We start from the raw sequence: 16,515 nt of genomic DNA on the forward strand, positions 1-16,515 counted from the left end.
GCGCTCACAGGCTATGATGGCGTAACTGTGTCAGAATAGAGACTTCTCTTTTCACGACGCCAGAATGTATGAAAGCGATCACTCTTTATGACGTTGCCCGCGTGGCAGGCGTTTCTTATCAGACCGTTTCCCGGGTGATTAACGACGCGGAACACGTTTCTGCCCGTACGCGGGAAAAGGTCCGGCAGGCCATGGCGGCGCTACACTATGTGCCCAACCGTGGCGCGCAGCAGCTGGCCGGGAAACGCACCCGTACGCTGGGGCTGATGACCAGCGATCTGGCGCTACATGCGCCGTCGCAAATCGCCTCAGCTGTAAAATCCCGGGCAGTGGAGCAGGGGGCTAGCGTACTCATCTCCATGGTGGAGCAACCCGCGCAGTGTCAGGCTGCTTTGCAGGAATTACTGGCGCAGCGCGTAGAGGCGCTGCTGGTGAACGTTCCGCTGGAAGATGCCCTGGCAGAAATGCTTCAGGAAATGGCCTCGCCGACCCCGGTTCTTTTTCTCGATGTGTCCCCCACAGCTCGGGTTAACAGTCTCGTTTTCAATGCCGAACAGGGCGCTGCCCTGGGGGCAGAGCATCTGCTTTCGCTGGGGCACCAGCGAATTGCGCTGCTCGCCGGGCCGGAAAGTTCTGTCTCTGCCCGGGCTCGTCTGGCGGGATGGAAAACCACGCTCGCTCAGGCCGGCGTGGAGGCGTTTGCGGTGGCGCAGGGCGACTGGAGCGCGGCTTCGGGCTATGAGAAAGGGCATCAGCTCCTGGCGGGCGCGCAGCTGCCGGAGGCGATCCTCGTCGCTAACGATCAGATGGCGCTTGGCGTTTTACGCGCCTGTGCGGAAAAAGGCGTTGCGGTACCGGGGCAAATCTCGGTTGTCGGGTTTGATGATACGGCTGACAGCGCGTGGTTTTCACCTCCGCTCACCACCGTTCGGCAGGCGTTCCGCGAGGCCGGTGAGCGCAGCGTGGAGTGGCTGATGGCACCTGCCCATCACGACGAATGCTGGCAGGAACAACTTCCCGTTACGTTGAGCGTGCGTCATTCCACCGCGCCGCGCGCCGCACAGCAGGCCGATCGTGAAGATCTTGCGCAACAGCTCAGAACGCTGGCGCTGCTGGCGGAGAAACTGGCGCGCAGCTAGCACTTTTGTGATCGTGCTCGCCTGGTGACGATCAAAGTCTTTACCGCTACCGTTTACCAGGGCATGTTGGCTAAAATTGTGAGCGCTTCGCAAAGAGGTTGATATGTCTTCTACATTGCTGCTGACTCTCAGCGCACTTCTGGCGCGTCGTGACTGGGAAAACCCGGGTGTGACGCAGTGGAATCGTCTGGCCGCACACGCGCCTTTTCATAGCTGGCGCGATGAAACCTTCGCCCGCGAGGATAAGCCTTCGCGGAGCAAGCGTCTGCTTAACGGCATCTGGCGATTCAGCTTTTTCCCGGCGCCAGAGCAGGTTCCGGAGGCATGGATAACGGACGATCTGGCTGATGCCGTTGAGATGCCCGTGCCGTCGAACTGGCAGATGCAGGGATTTGATACTCCCATCTATACCAACGTCACCTATCCGATAAATGTGAACCCGCCCTATGTTCCGGTTGAAAACCCAACCGGTTGTTACTCGCTCACATTTGAGATGGATGACGCCTGGATGTGCAGCGGGCAAACCCGCATTATTTTTGACGGGGTGAATTCAGCTTTTCATCTGTGGTGTAACGGCCAGTGGATGGGCTATTCGCAGGACAGCCGTCTGCCTGCGGAGTTCGATCTCAGCGCGGTGCTGCGACCGGGGCAGAACCGCCTGGCGGTGATGGTGTTACGCTGGTGCGACGGAAGCTATCTGGAAGATCAGGACATGTGGCGGATGAGTGGCATTTTCCGTGACGTCTCGCTGCTGCACAAACCGGAAACGCGAATTGCCGATTATCAGATCGTGACCGATCTGAATGCCGAATGCGATCGGGCGATACTCCGGGTTGACGTTGCGCTGGAAGGCACACGCTACGCCGAATGCGAGGTGGCGTTTACCCTGTGGCGTAACGGCGAAGCCTGCGCGCAAACCACGCAGCAGCCCGGATCGGCCATCGTGGACGAACGCGGCAGTTGGGCAGAACGGCTTAGGGTGGCGATACCCGTGAACGCTCCTGCGCTATGGAGCGCTGAAACACCGGAATGCTATCGGCTGACAATATCGCTTCGGGATGCGCAGGGTAACGTGCTGGAGACTGAAGCCTGCGATGTCGGTTTCAGACGCGTCGAAATCAGCAACGGCCAGCTGAAGCTTAACGGCAAACCGCTGCTGATCCGCGGCGTGAACCGTCACGAACATCATCCTGAGAAGGGGCAGGTGATGGATGAGGCGACCATGCGCCGCGACATCGAACTGATGAAGCAGCATAACTTCAACGCCGTGCGCTGCTCGCATTATCCGAACCATCCTCTGTGGTACACGCTTTGCGATCGCTACGGCCTGTACGTGGTTGATGAGGCGAATATTGAAACCCATGGCATGGTGCCAATGAGCCGCCTGGCGGACGATCCGCGCTGGCTGCCTGCCATGAGCGAACGCGTAACGCGTATGGTGCAGCGGGACCGGAATCATCCGTCCATCATCATCTGGTCCCTGGGGAATGAGTCCGGGCATGGGGCGAATCACGATGCGCTGTACCGCTGGCTGAAAACCACCGATCCCACGCGGCCGGTGCAGTATGAAGGCGGCGGCGCCAGTACGGCGGCAACCGATATTGTCTGCCCGATGTACGCTCGCGTCGATCAGGATCAGCCGTTCCCGGCGGTGCCAAAGTGGTCGATTAAAAAGTGGATTGGTATGCCGGACGAAACCCGTCCGCTGATCCTGTGCGAGTATGCCCACGCGATGGGCAACAGCTTTGGCGGCTTTGCCAGCTACTGGCAGGCATTCCGCAGCCATCCCCGGTTGCAGGGCGGCTTTGTCTGGGACTGGGTCGATCAGGCGCTGACGAAAAAAGCGGAAGACGGCACGGTATTCTGGGCCTACGGCGGCGATTTTGGCGATAAGCCCAACGACCGTCAGTTCTGCCTCAACGGACTGGTGTTTCCCGATCGCACTCCGCATCCCGCCCTTTACGAGGCGCAGCGTGCCCAGCAGTTCTTTACCTTTACGCTGGTGAGCACCGCTCCGCTGGTCGTCGAGATCCAGAGCGATTATCTGTTCCGTCATACTGACAACGAGTATCTGCGATGGTCGGTGGCGCGTGACGGTGCGGTACTGGCTTCCGGCGAAACCCCCCTTTCTGTTGCGCCCGAGGGGACGCAGCACGTTGAGATCCCGCTGCCTGAACTTGTCGCTGAGCCGGGCGAGGTCTGGCTCAACGTGGAGATCGTTCAGCCGCAGGCCACGCCGTGGTCGCCGCCCGGCCACCGTTGTGCCTGGGATCAGTGGCCGCTCCCGGCGCCGCTGTACCTTGCGCCACCGAAAGCAGGCGGAACCCCTCCGCAGCTAACGGTGCAGGACGAGGCGCTGGACATTACTCATCAGCAGCAGCGCTGGCAGTTTAGCCGTCTCACCGGAAACTTGACCCAGTGGTGGAACGAGGGCGCTGAAACGCTCCGTTCTCCGCTAACGGATAACTTCACCCGCGCGCCGCTGGACAATGACATTGGCGTCAGCGAGGCGACCCGCATCGATCCGAACGCGTGGGTGGAACGCTGGAAAGCGGCAGGGATGTATGAGATGTCCGCGCGCCTCCTCCAGTGTGAAGCGGAGCAGCATAACCGTGAGGTGGTGGTGACCACGCAGCACGTCTGGGAGCATCAGGGTAAAGCGCTATTTATGAGCTGCAAGGTCTGGCGGATTGATGACCACGGGGTGCTGCACGGTGATGTGCAGGTGACGGTGGCGTCTGACATTCCTGAGCCCGCTCGCGTGGGCCTGAGCGTTATGCTGGCGGATATCCCGGAAACGGTGCGCTGGCTGGGACTAGGCCCGCTGGAAAACTATCCGGACAGAAAACTGGCGGCGCAGCAGGGGCGCTGGGCGTTACCGCTGGAAGAGATGCAGACGCCGTATATCTTCCCGACGGAGAACGGTTTGCGCTGCGACACCCGCGAGCTGACGTTTGGCTCCCATCAGTTGCAGGGACAGTTCCATTTCTCCCTGAGCCGTTATAGCCAGCGGCAGCTGCATGAGACAACGCATCAGCACTTGCTGCGGGAAGAGGCTGGCTGCTGGTTGAATCTTGATGCGTTTCACATGGGCGTAGGGGGGGACGACTCATGGAGCCCGAGCGTAGCCCCGGCCTTCATTCTGCAAAACCGCCGGCTGCGCTACACGTTTAGCTGGCAGCAGAACGGCTGAGCCGAAACGTGCGGCCACTGCCGTGGCCGCACGTAACACCGCACAATCGGTTTATTTCCTGAGGTTGTGCGCGGCCCAGAGAATGAAATCCTCTTTAGGCAGCGCCTTGCTGAAATACCAGCCCTGGCCGTACTGCACGCCGTGGCGATGCAACCATTCGATCTGCCCTTCAGTTTCAATGCCTTCTGCGACCATCGCCAGTTTAAGCGATTTGGCCATTTCGATGATGTGGGGAGTCACGTGCTTGTACTCCAGCGCATCCACAAAGGATTTATCAATCTTCAGAGTATCGACATCCAGATCCTGCAAATAGCTCAGGCTGGAGTAACCCGTGCCAAAATCATCAATGTAGATAGCGTGCCCGGCGCGGCGAAATGCAGCGATAGCAGGTACGCTGACGGCAGGATCGGCAAACCCGCGCTCGGTTAATTCAAGGGCGATCTGGCGCGGGTGGACGCCCCATTTGTTGAGCAACTGACTCAGCTGGCGAGGCAGCTCGGGGGACGTTAAATCCGATGGCGCAAGGTTGACAGAAATATGCAGTTCCGGGTGATGGTGTAGCCAGGCGCCTAGATCCTCAAATACCTCATTTACCACTAGCCGCGTCAGCGTTGAAATAAGCCCTGTCTGCTCAGCCAGCGGAACAAAGAGATTAGGCGACAGGTTACTGCCATCTGGCTGCGGCCAGCGCATCAGCGCTTCAGCACCCACCAGTTTTCCACTACACAGCGCCACGATGGGCTGGTAGTGAACCTCGATCTCCCGGTTGTTGATCGCGTCGATCAGGCGGTGACGCGGGGACAGCAAACGGCGGAGAATGCGCAGGACAATAAGGGCAGCAACCAGGCTTAGCAGTATGCCAGCCGGTAGCCAGATGATCAGTTGCTGGTGCCAGGAAGCCGCCAGCGGTTTTAACGACGCCCAAGCGATCACCGTAAACCCCAGTTCGGGTACAGGTTTCATCACGTACATTGAGCCGTTGTATTGCACGCGCGTAACGTCCTGCTGCTCCTTAACGACAGAGAGAATATACGGGTCTAGAACATTGCTTCTGGCAAATATATGATGGGTTGAGCTGCCCACCAGGGCGGCATCCATTGAGATTTCACCAAACGGAACAACATCCACAAGCGACGCCGGATCGACCATTACCAGATAATGTCCTTTCCCCAGAACGGCCATATAACGCTGAATGCCGAGGTCGTTTTGCGAGGTGAGCCACGCGCTATAACCATCTTCGGTGATCCGCATTGGGGGCGGTAAGATCGCCGTATCACTGGATTGTTCAAGCGATGAGCAGAGCGGTTTCAGGTTATCGATATACATCACTTCCTGGATATAGCGCCATGAGAACGCGACCCGGCGCATTTCGCGTAAATGCGGGGGAGTGCAGGGCGGGGCGTGGAATGTCTGTAGGTGCGTGAGCGCCTGTTTTGCCTGCGCAACGACTCTGTCGGTACGGATCAGGACACGCGAGGCATAGCTGTCCAGCGCGTCCACAAATTTCTCCTCAGCCTGACGATGCGCCAGCCAGATACTGAGGCACACAGGGACCAGCACAGAGAAGATCAGTACGCCTGTCACCAGGCTGACCAGATGTCGGGTTCGCATGCTGTTTTATCCTTCCCATATGCCCGCCCCGGGCCTGGAGTTTGCGCGCCAGAGGAAAAAGTTTTTATCGGTAAATGATATAGTTATAGCATGCAACCGTCTCAGGCAGGTATCTGAATAAACCTTTCAAAAACAGGCTGCGCGTCACAGGGGTTGTTTTTGCAGCAAAGCTCAGATAGTATCTTGTTATGTTATAACAATACATGAAGACCAGAGATGAAACCGAATATCCATCCAACCTATCGCACCGTTGTGTTTCACGACACCACGGCTAATGAATATTTTAAAGTTGGCTCAACGATTAAGACAGATCGTGAAATTGAGCTTGAGGGGAAAACGTATCCTTACGTTACTCTTGATGTCTCCTCTAAATCACATCCGTTTTACACCGGGAAGCAGAAGACCTTCTCGACAGATGGCAGCGCGGCACGCTTCCGCAAGCGTTTTGGCGGCTTTCTTGATGCGAAGCGAGGCTAATCATGCAGGTGCTTAACTCATTGCGCAGTGCAAAACAGCGTCACCCGGATTGCCAGATAGTCAAACGCAAGGGACGCTTATACGTGATTTGCAAATCTAACCCGCGCTTTAAGGCGGTGCAGGGGCGTAAAAAAAGGCGCTAGACGCGCGTTTCTCGCCAGCTTTCCAGGGATCTTTTCTGTTTGCCATCGGCAGTAAAATTGTCGGTGGCAAGCCAGCTTTCAAAGGCGCTCGCCAGCGCTGGCCACTCTTTGTCGAGAATTGAAAACCAGTCGGTGTCCCGGTTTCGGCCTTTAATGACCAGCGCCTGGCGAAAACGCCCTTCAAACTGAAAGCCAAGACGCAGGGCCGCTTTGCGGGAGGGTTCGTTCAGGCTATTGCACTTCCATTCATAACGCCGGTAGCCCAGGGTATCGAACACGTACCGCATCAGCAGATACTGCGCTTCTGTCGACATGGGCGTGCGGCTTAACAGTGACGAGAAGTGAACATGTCCCACTTCCACGACGCCGTTTTTAGGATCGATCCGCATCAGGGACAGCGTCCCGACAGGAGACTGGTTCTGGTTATCGATAACGGTAAAGTGGATGGGATCGGCTAATTCGCTTACGCTCGCCACCCATTCGGCAAACTCCTCTGCGGTGGCATCGGGCTCACGCAGCAGCCACGTCCAGCTTCGGGTATCTCCGGCCACGGAATACGCAGAGAACAACGCGTGGGCATGCTCCATGCGCAGCGGCTCAAGCCGACAATAACGACCCTGAAGTACCACCCGGGACGGGTGCGGCCGAGGCTGCCAGTCGATAAGGCTTTCCCCTACAGGTTGACCAAACTCATTGAATGTATTCATCTTTATTTCCATGATGTTAAGAAGATCTCCAGATTAATGAATTGCTGGTTCCTTAAAAAGAACCACCAGGTTATGTTTTTCTGGTACCACGAGGAGGAATGATGAATATACCGGGTGATGAGCTATACACCTTGCTCCATGCTGCGCTGAAAAAACGTGGGACAGAGACGCTCCAGCGCGCGCTCTATCTTGCTTTGCGGGAGGCCATACTGTGCGGAAGGCTTCGGTCCGGCAGCCATTTGCCCGGCTCACGAACGCTGGCGCATCAGATCTCGGTGTCCCGAAATACCGTCAACGCGGCGCTGGACCAGCTGACGCTCGAAGGTTATTTGCTGCGTAGCCGCCAGGGCACGCGGGTGGGGCAATTCGCTCCTCGTACGATTGCCCGGACATTACCGGACCCGGACGTCAGGCTGACAAAACGTGTCGCCCGGCTGCCCGCGCCTGTGCCGCGTGACACTCCGGTGATGGCGTTTACGCCGGGAACGCCTGCCATCAACTATTTCCCCTTGCCGCTATGGCGGCGGTTGTACGATCGCGTCCTGCGCGAGGAGGGAAGCGCCCTGTTAGGGTATGGCGACCCTGCCGGCGAGCCGTCGCTACGGGCCGCCATTGCCCGCCATCTTGCGCTCTCCCGCGGCATTGACTGTGACGCCAGCCAGATAGTGATAACCGAAGGGGCGCTGGAGGGCGTCAATCTGTGCACAATGCTGTTAAGCGAGCCGGGGGATGTCGCCTGGGTGGAAAATCCCGGCTATAGCGGCGCCAAATGCGCTTTTGTCAAAACCGGCCTGGCGATGACCGGCATACCGGTGGATGACGAGGGGATGTGCTGGGAAGGGCTGTGTGCGCCTTCACCCACGCTGATTTTTACCTCGCCATCGCATCAGTTCCCTTACGGAAGCGTACTCAGCGCGCGGCGGCGTCTGGCGCTGCTGGAACTGGCCCGGCAGCACAACGCGTGGATCATTGAGGACGATTACGACAGCGAATTCCGTTATACCGGTGAGCCCGTCCCGGCGATGCTGGGTATGGTCAACAACGCGCCCGTTGTGTATCTGGGGACGTTCAGCAAAACGCTGTTTCCGTCGCTCCGAATGGGGTTCATGGTGTTACCGCCAGCGCTGGCGAAGGCGGCACGTCCCGCCATCGGCTCGCTGCTGCGCGGCGGGCATCGCGCTGAACAGCGCACCCTGGCGCTGTTTATTGAGGAAGGCCACTATGCGCGACATCTTGCCGCCATGCGCCGACTTTATCGTAAGCGATACCGCCAACTGCGAGAGGTGCTAAGCGCAGAGCTTCATACGCCGCATCGCGTTCTTGCCGGAGAAGGAGGGATGCACCTGGCGCTGGCGATTGACGGTATCGACGACCAGCGGCTGGTGGAGCAGGCAAGAGCGTTTCAGCTGGCACCCGCTGCGCTGAGCGGATATTACCTTGAGACGAAGCAGGGGCAAACCGGTCTGGTTTTAGGTTACGGCAATACCTCTGCTTCGCAGTTTGCGCCGGGTATCCGACGTCTTCAGGCGTTAATTACGCAGCAGTGGGGCGGGAAAGGGTAAAGACATCATAAAAAGAGAGCTGGCCCTTGGTGGTGACCATTTTCTGCAACTTCTCTTTTTGCCCGGCTTCGACAGCCGGCGAGTGCAGGATGCTGTCGATCAGCTCCTTCGGCACGTAACGCGTGTTGTACCACTCCCCGTTGTAGCACACGCGGAAATCGAGTACGTCGATATCTTCATACCGGTAACGCGGATTGACGTCGAAAAAGAAAAACGCGTTAAACACCACGAACAGCACTACCAGCAGCCAGACGGAATCGACCAGCGTTTCAGACTTCAGCATGACGATAAGCGTTGCCAGCCAGGCGGCGTACATGGCGACGAACAACCCGGGGTGTTTGCGAATAAAGCTGATGCTAAAGCGCGGGCGATTGTCGCGCTTTTCGCGAGTATTGAGATCGTCGATGGTGGCGGTAAGCAGGCGCTGTATCTCTGTCATTTTTTGCCTTTATGATTGTTGAAAATACAGGTGATCTGCTTATTTTATGAGAGGGGTTTACGCGATGAAAGTAACAGTTATGCCAGGAAAAAGCATAACAGTTACTCAGGATGCGCTTAGAGCATTTTAATGATTTTCGCCGGATTGCCGCCCACGACAGCATTGGCCGGCACGTCTTTGGTCACTACCGCGCCGGAAGCGATAACCGCATTATCGCCAATGGTTACGCCCGGGTTAATGATCGCACGTCCGCCGATCCAGACGTTATCACCAATGGTGACCGGTTTACCGTACTCCAGCCCGCTGTTACGTTCGGTCACATCCAGAGGATGCGTGGCCGTATAAATGTGCACCCCCGGCGCAAGCATACAGTTATCGCCAATGCGGACAGGGCAGACATCCAGCATGACGCAGTCAAAGTTGGCATAAAAATTTTTGCCCAGATAGATGTTATACCCGTAGTCGCAGCGGAAGCTCGGTTCTATATAGGCGCCTTCGCTTTGACCCAGCAGGTCAGCTAATAAGGCGCGACGTTCGGCCTTCTCATCGGGTGCGGTATGGTTATAGCGGTGAACAAGATGACGCGCGCGTAAACGGTCAGCCCTCAGCGTGTCATCGCCAGGGCGGTAATATTCACCTGCAATCATCTTCTGTTTTTCTTCACTCATGGGAACCTCTCTGGAATCGTTTTACGCAGCGTAAAGAGGATTAACCAGAAAGGGAACGTTCCCTAAAAGCGGCTGTGACGGGAGTCACAACATTTATGCGCATAAATACGTTTTATACGGGAACCTGGCGTTTGCACTTGAAGCGTAATTCGAAAGGTAAATTCAGCTTAACAACGGGCGTAGTGCCTTTACAGTCTCTCTTCAACGATTAACGAACAAATTTCCATACCGAAGAGGGGATCTTGTCATACAGTTTATTCATGGTTAGTTCAGCCAGACGATGGTCGGCAGCTGAATAAAATACCGCCAGTTCATTATCAGAGAGCTCGTATTTATTTTTTTCAATAACACGTTCGAGGGTGTCAATTGACTGGCAGCGTCGCAGGCGCATCAAATAATCGACTTTTGTTAATGGTTTATCAGACATAAATTCACCTTAGTAATTGTAATAATTTTAACAGGAAAGACTAACCGGATTAGCTCTGCTGACATTAGTGAAGCAGCGAAATAGACGGTTTCCTGATTTACGCCATTTCTGCAAATCCTGTGCGTTAATGCCGTAGCTGCTGAACAACATAAAGGTGTCGTCCAGGTATTCATCAATTTGCTCTATCAACTTATTATCTTCATTGTACTTAATTTTATAATTAAGTGCGAAGGTGGCGATATGCTCGATCAGCTCGTTAAGCTGTAAATTGATAGCAGACGTTGGATCGTTCACCCAGCCATGGTTACTTTCTTCAAGATTGGCAAGGCAGTCATGGTACAAGGATTCGCAGAGAAATTTCAACTGCGCGATATCATGCCTTTTTGGCGAGTACTCGTCCATAGCGCATCCCCTTCTGAGTGATTTTTTACTCACCGAACATCATGTCGGGATGGATACAACTTGCTTAGCCACATGGGAGCTGTGTTCCTGATAACTCTAACTATAAGCCACTCTGATCAAGATTTCACCGCGCTATTACGAAAAATTACAATTAAATCGTTACTGTGCGAGCCTTTACGCAAATGTACCTTTTGCAGCAACCACGTTAATCAAATAAAAAACCGTTTTTTATCGGTTCCTTAAAATTCATTGAGTTAGCGCAAAGTTTCATGTGAAGTCCGAAACCAGATATCTTCAGATAATTTCCGTTACTTAGGAATAGTCCGAATAATTTACGCCGCAAAATGATAATAAAAGAAGGCTGAGTTCCTGGTGTAAGTTATCGGCCTATTATGCCAGGCCTCATTTAAAAAGAAGAAAATAAATAGAAAAGCAATAGGTCTATTTTATGATTTTTTCTGAAAATGAAAAAGGCCGCAAATGCGGCCTTTTTATCATGTGAAACCGGTATCAGTGATGTTCTACCGAATGATTGTGCTCAACATCTTCATTTTTGCGGCTGAAGCGGCGACGAACCACCACAAAGAACACCGGTACGAAGAAGATGGCGAGAACGGTCGCCGTGACCATACCACCCATTACACCCGTACCTACCGCGTTCTGTGCGCCGGAGCCCGCGCCGGAGCTGATAACCAGCGGCATAACGCCGAGGATAAACGCCAGGGACGTCATCAGGATTGGACGCAAACGCATACGAACGGCTTCCAGCGTGGCTTCAATCAGGCCTTTTCCTTCTTTCTCCATCAGATCTTTGGCGAATTCGACGATGAGTATCGCGTTCTTCGCCGACAAGCCAATGGTTGTCAGCAGGCCCACCTGGAAGTAAACGTCGTTGGTCAGCCCACGGAAGGTCGCGGCAAGCAGTGCACCGATAACCCCCAGCGGAACCACCAGCATAACGGAGAACGGAATCGACCAGCTCTCATACAATGCCGCCAGACACAGGAACACCACAATCAGAGAAATGGCGTACAGGGCAGGGGCCTGGTTACCGGACAGACGTTCCTGATAGGACATGCCGGTCCAGTCGTAGCCGATACCCGCAGGTAGTTTGCTGGCCAGTTCTTCCATCAGGTTCATGGCTTCACCGGTGCTTCGGCCTGGCGCTGCCTGACCGAGGATTTCCATCGATGGCAAGCCGTTATAACGCTCCAGACGCGGCGAACCGTATTCCCAGCGCGAGGTTGAGAAGGCGGAGAACGGCACCATCTGGCCATCGCTACCGCGAACGTACCAGTTGTTGATATCGTTCGGCAGCATGCGGTATTGCGCTTCGGACATCACGTACACTTTCTTCACGCGACCACGGTCGATGAAGTCGTTAACGTAGCTACCGCCCCAGGCGGCGCCCAGCGTGGTATTAATGTCACTGATGGAAACACCCAGCGCCTGCGCTTTTTCCTGGTCGATATCGATCTTGTACTGCGGCGTATCTTCCAGACCGTTAGGACGTACGCCCACCAGCAGGTCAGGGTGTTTTGCCACCTCGCCAAACAGCTGGTTACGCGCCTGCGTCAGTTTTTCGTGGCCCAGACCGCCCTGGTCAATCAGCTGGAAGTCGAAGCCGGTCGCCGTACCCAGTTCAACAATCGCTGGCAGGTTAAAGGCGAAGACCATCGCATCTTTAATCTGTGAGAAGGTGCCCATCGCGCGGCCGGTAATGGCTTCTACCTTGTTCTCTGCACCTGGACGTTCAGACCAGTCTTTCAGAGAAACGAAGGCGATACCGGTGTTCTGACCACGACCCGCGAAGCCAAAGCCGTTAACCGCAAACACGGATTCGACGTTGTCTTTCTCTTTGGTCAGGAAGTAGTCGGTCATCTCATCCAGCACTTTCTGCGTACGCTCTTGCGTCGCACCGGCCGGAAGCTGCGCCATACTCAGGAACACGCCCTGGTCTTCATCTGGCAGGAACGAGCTTGGCAGACGAACGAACAGGAATGCCATCCCCACCACGATGATGATATAGAGCAGCAGGTAACGACCGGTGCTGCGCAGGATGTTACCCACGCTGTCGGTGTAGTGATGCGTGCTCTTATCAAACATGCGGTTGAACCAGCCGAAGAACCCTTTATGCTCGCCGTGTCCGCCTTTCTGAATCGGCTTCAGCATCGTCGCGCACAGGGCTGGCGTCAGGATCAGTGCAACCAGTACCGACAGCGCCATCGCCGAAACGATGGTGATGGAGAACTGACGGTAAATCGCACCGGTAGAGCCGCCAAAGAAGGCCATCGGGATAAATACCGCGGACAGTACCATCGCGATACCGACCAGCGCGCCCTGGATCTGGCCCATAGATTTACGGGTTGCTTCCTTCGGCGGCAGGCCTTCTTCCGCCATCACACGCTCGACGTTTTCGACCACCACGATGGCGTCATCCACCAGCAGGCCGATGGCGAGCACCATCCCGAACATCGTCAGGGTGTTTATCGAGTAGCCAAATATCGCCAGAACCGCGAAGGTCCCAAGCAATACAACCGGTACGGCGATGGTTGGGATCAGCGTCGCGCGGAAGTTTTGCAGGAACAGGTACATTACCAGGAAGACGAGGATGATCGCCTCAACCAGGGTTTTTACCACTTCGTGAATCGAAATTTTTACGAACGGCGTAGTGTCATACGGATAAACGATTTTCAGACCTGACGGGAAGAACGGTTCCATCTTCTTCAGCTCTGCACGAATAGCCGTCGCGGTGTCCAGGGCGTTAGCGCCGGTCGCCAGTTTGATACCCAGACCAGATGCCGGCTTGCCGTTGAACTTCGCGATAACGTCGTAGTTCTCGCCGCCCAGCTCCACTTTCGCTACGTCACGCAGGCGAACCTGCGAACCGTCCTGATTCACTTTCAGCAGAATTTTGCTGAACTCATCCGCGGAGGTCAGACGGGTTTGCGCGATGATCGAGGCGTTAAGCTGCTGGCCCTTGACCGGCGGCGTACCGCCTAACTGACCGGCCGCCACCTGGGCGTTCTGCGCTTTGATGGCGTTAATCACGTCAACCGGCGTCAGCTGGAAGTTGTTCAGTTTATTCGGATCCATCCAGATACGCATGGCGTACTGGGAACCAAACAGCTGAACGTCACCCACACCTGACGTACGGCTGATGGCGTCCTTCATGTTGGCGCCCACGTAGTCGGAAATATCCTCCTGCGTCATGGTGCCGTTGGTGTTGATCACGCCGACAACCATCAGGAAGCTACTGGACGATTTCTCGACGCTCACGCCCTGCTGTTGTACTTCCTGCGGCAGCAGAGGCATCGCCAGCTGCAATTTGTTCTGCACCTGAACCTGCGCAATGTCCGCATCCGTACCGGATTCAAAGGTCAGGGTGATCTGAACCGTACCGGTTGAGTCACTGTTTGAGGACATGTACATCAGGTTATCGATACCGTTCATGTTCTGTTCGATAACCTGCGTAACGGTATCCTGCACCGTTTTCGCATCAGCGCCCGGGTAGGTTGCGGAGATCGTTACTGCCGGTGGCGCAATCGTTGGATATTGCGCAACAGGCAGCTTCAGGATCGCAAGTCCCCCGGCCAGCATGATGATAATGGCGATCACCCACGCAAATATGGGGCGATCGATAAAGAAATTAGGCATGTCTTAACGGCTCCTGTTTAAGTTAAGACTTGGTTTGTTCTGACTGGCCAGCGGCCGACGCTTGTTGTTTGTCGTCAGATTTCACTTCCTGCGCTTTGACCTGCGCGCCAGGACGAACTTTTTGCAAACCAGTAATAATCACGCGATCGCCATCTTTCAGACCTTCCGTCACCAGCCACTTATCGCCAATCGCCTGCGTTGCAGTGATATTGCGCATTTCGACTTTGTTATCGGCACCCACAACCAGCGCGCTCGCATCGCCGCGTGGCGTACGGGTCACACCCTGCTGAGGAACCAGAATGGCGCTTGGGTTAGTCCCTTCCTCAAGACGGGCGCGTACGAACATACCCGGCAGCAGGGTTTTATCCGGATTCGGGAAAATGGCCCGGATGGTGATTGAGCCGGTGGTCTGATCGACGGTCACATCAGAAAATTCCAGTGTACCGGTCTGCGAGAACTCGATACCGTCGTTGGTAACCAGTTCAACCTTGGCTTTACCGTTTTCCTGTTTCAGTTGACCGCTTGCCAGCTCCTGTTTGAGACGCAGGAAATCGTTGCTGGACTGGGTAACGTCAACATAGATCGGGTCAAGCTGCTGCACGGTGGCCAGTGCGTTGGTCTGACCGTTTTGCACCAGTGCACCTTCGGTGACGGCAGATTTACCAATGCGACCGCTGATAGGGGAGGTCACTTTGGTGTAGGCCAGGTTAATACGCGCGGTTTCTACCGCCGCTTTCGCCGCCACAACGGCCGCGTTGGCTTGCTGCGCATCGGCCAGGGCTGAATCATAATCCTGTTGGCTGATGTACTGCGTGCCGAGCAGCTTCTTGTAACGATTCAACGTCAGCTGCGAAATTTTGGCTGCCGCTTCTGCTTTCGCCAGATCGCCTTTAGCGCTCTCATAAGACGCCTGGTAGGTTGCTGGATCAATCTGATACAGAGACTCACCTGCCTTGACATCACCGCCTTCGGTGAAGTTACGTTTCAGGATGATACCGCTTACCTGCGGACGCACTTCCGCAATGCGATAGGCGCTGGTGCGGCCCGGTAGTTCTGTTGTCATCTGGAGAGGTTCGGATTTGAGCGTCACGACGCCAACTTCTGGCACCTGCTGAGCTCCTTGTTGAGCCTCTTTGTCGTCACATCCTGTAAGCGCTAAGCTGCCTGAGAGCATCAGAACGACCGCCAGAGGCGTTAACCCTCTGTTTTTGTTCATATGTAAACCTCGAGTGTCCGATTTCAAATTGATCAAGGGTCCTGAGTCTAAAAACCCATTGCTGCGTTTATATTATCGTCATGCTATGGTACATACATTCATAAATGTATGTAAATCTGACTCCTGTAAATTCATCAACGTATGGCACGAAAAACCAAACAACAAGCGCTGGAAACCCGACAACACATTCTGGATGTGGCAATGCGTTTGTTCTCACAGCAGGGTGTTTCGGCAACCTCGCTGGCACAGATTGCTCAGGCCGCGGGCGTCACGCGGGGAGCGATTTACTGGCATTTCAAAGACAAGTCCGATCTGTTTGGTGAAATCTGGGAGCTTTCAGAGTCCAGCATTAGCGATCTTGAGAGTGAGTATCGGGCAAAATTCCCTCACGATCCACTCTCTGTGTTAAGAGAAATTCTAGTATATATCCTTGAAGCGACAGTTGTTGAAGAGCGCCGCCGTCTGATGATGGAAATCATCTTCCATAAATGTGAGTTCGTTGGCGAAATGGCGGTGGTTCAGCAGGCGCAACGCGACCTGTGTCTGGAAAGCTACGATCGCATCGAACAGGTCCTCACGGAGTGCATGCAGGCCAAAATGCTTCCTGCCACCTTACTCACCCGCCGGGCGGCGATCCTGATGCGCGGCTATATTTCCGGCCTGATGGAAAACTGGCTTTTTGCTCCGGAGTCGTTCGATCTCAGATCAGAGGCGCGCAGCTATGTCGACATTTTTCTTGAGATGTGCCAGCTCTGTCCGACCCTTCAAAGTAAGCATCACCCCCGTTCTACCTGATCGGGTACGGGAAAAATCGTAGACCCTTTCCGTCGTACTATTCTGCTTCAGCCGGGCGTGATATCCTTCATGCCCGACT

General features: G+C 55.2%; 14 protein-coding genes. 6 read left to right on the plus strand and 8 right to left on the minus strand.

Annotation, left to right across the window (positions count from 1 at the left end):
* Positions 1–68 precede the first annotated feature (68 nt).
* Both ACOTX1_RS14910 and ACOTX1_RS14915 read left to right on the plus strand, forming a co-directional pair.
* Entirely contained in the window at positions 69–1,139 is a 1,071-nt protein-coding gene (locus tag ACOTX1_RS14910) for a LacI family DNA-binding transcriptional regulator (RefSeq protein WP_023315532.1), read from the plus strand.
* Between the two features lie 103 nt (positions 1,140–1,242).
* Entirely contained in the window at positions 1,243–4,332 is a 3,090-nt protein-coding gene (locus ACOTX1_RS14915; protein WP_023315533.1) for a beta-galactosidase, read from the plus strand.
* Positions 4,333–4,383: 51 nt separating this feature from the next.
* Here ACOTX1_RS14915 and ACOTX1_RS14920 read toward each other — a convergent pair whose 3' ends face one another.
* Positions 4,384–5,943: an EAL domain-containing protein gene (locus tag ACOTX1_RS14920; protein ID WP_023315534.1), complete on the minus strand. Its 1,560-nt coding sequence runs from the start codon at positions 5,941–5,943 to the stop codon at positions 4,384–4,386.
* Positions 5,944–6,159: 216 nt separating this feature from the next.
* Here ACOTX1_RS14920 and ACOTX1_RS14925 point away from each other — a divergent pair, with 216 nt between their 5' ends.
* Positions 6,160–6,420, plus strand: a complete 261-nt coding sequence (locus ACOTX1_RS14925; protein ID WP_015571255.1) for a type B 50S ribosomal protein L31 — start codon at positions 6,160–6,162, stop codon at positions 6,418–6,420.
* 2 nt (positions 6,421–6,422) lie between these two features.
* On the plus strand, positions 6,423–6,563 hold the full coding sequence (gene ykgO, locus ACOTX1_RS14930) for a type B 50S ribosomal protein L36 (protein WP_003859006.1): 141 nt from the start codon (positions 6,423–6,425) through the stop codon (positions 6,561–6,563).
* On the opposite strand, the gene ACOTX1_RS14935 is transcribed toward ykgO, so the two are convergent.
* The gene (locus tag ACOTX1_RS14935) at positions 6,560–7,270 is read right to left on the minus strand and encodes a GNAT family N-acetyltransferase (RefSeq protein ID WP_023315535.1); all 711 of its coding nucleotides are present in this window, start codon (positions 7,268–7,270) and stop codon (positions 6,560–6,562) included. The genes ykgO and ACOTX1_RS14935 overlap by 4 nt on opposite strands.
* Before the next feature lie 101 nt (positions 7,271–7,371).
* On the opposite strand from ACOTX1_RS14935, the gene ACOTX1_RS14940 reads away from it, so the two are divergent.
* Entirely contained in the window at positions 7,372–8,832 is a 1,461-nt protein-coding gene (locus ACOTX1_RS14940) for a PLP-dependent aminotransferase family protein (RefSeq protein ID WP_023315536.1), read from the plus strand.
* Here the strand turns inward: ACOTX1_RS14940 and ACOTX1_RS14945 are convergent.
* The 6 genes from ACOTX1_RS14945 to acrA all read right to left on the minus strand — a co-directional run bounded on the left by ACOTX1_RS14945 (position 8,804) and on the right by acrA (position 15,641).
* Complete coding sequence (locus tag ACOTX1_RS14945) at positions 8,804–9,271, minus strand: YlaC family protein (protein WP_022650495.1); 468 nt, start codon at positions 9,269–9,271, stop codon at positions 8,804–8,806. The two genes, ACOTX1_RS14940 and ACOTX1_RS14945, sit on opposite strands and share 29 nt — an antisense overlap.
* Positions 9,272–9,387: 116 nt before the next feature.
* Positions 9,388–9,939 (minus strand): maltose O-acetyltransferase, encoded by a 552-nt coding sequence (gene maa, locus ACOTX1_RS14950; RefSeq protein WP_023315537.1) that lies wholly within the window; start codon positions 9,937–9,939, stop codon positions 9,388–9,390.
* A 208-nt stretch (positions 9,940–10,147) separates the two neighbouring features.
* Positions 10,148–10,366: an HHA domain-containing protein gene (locus tag ACOTX1_RS14955; RefSeq protein ID WP_015571250.1), complete on the minus strand. Its 219-nt coding sequence runs from the start codon at positions 10,364–10,366 to the stop codon at positions 10,148–10,150.
* A 27-nt stretch (positions 10,367–10,393) separates the two neighbouring features.
* Positions 10,394–10,768, minus strand: coding sequence for an Hha toxicity modulator TomB (gene tomB, locus ACOTX1_RS14960; RefSeq protein ID WP_006809850.1), 375 nt, complete (start codon positions 10,766–10,768; stop codon positions 10,394–10,396).
* Positions 10,769–11,278: 510 nt separating this feature from the next.
* Positions 11,279–14,425, minus strand: coding sequence for a multidrug efflux RND transporter permease subunit AcrB (gene acrB / locus ACOTX1_RS14965; protein WP_022650497.1), 3,147 nt, complete (start codon positions 14,423–14,425; stop codon positions 11,279–11,281).
* Positions 14,426–14,447: 22 nt separating this feature from the next.
* Complete coding sequence (gene acrA, locus ACOTX1_RS14970; protein WP_022650498.1) at positions 14,448–15,641, minus strand: multidrug efflux RND transporter periplasmic adaptor subunit AcrA; 1,194 nt, start codon at positions 15,639–15,641, stop codon at positions 14,448–14,450.
* A gap of 141 nt (positions 15,642–15,782) precedes the next feature.
* Here acrA and acrR point away from each other — a divergent pair, with 141 nt between their 5' ends.
* Complete coding sequence (gene acrR / locus ACOTX1_RS14975) at positions 15,783–16,436, plus strand: multidrug efflux transporter transcriptional repressor AcrR (RefSeq protein WP_032634428.1); 654 nt, start codon at positions 15,783–15,785, stop codon at positions 16,434–16,436.
* Positions 16,437–16,515 lie beyond the last annotated feature (79 nt).

Source organism: Enterobacter cloacae complex sp. IR5401 (genome assembly GCF_049238425.1).
Taxonomy (GTDB): Bacteria; Pseudomonadota; Gammaproteobacteria; order Enterobacterales; family Enterobacteriaceae; genus Enterobacter; species Enterobacter hormaechei_C.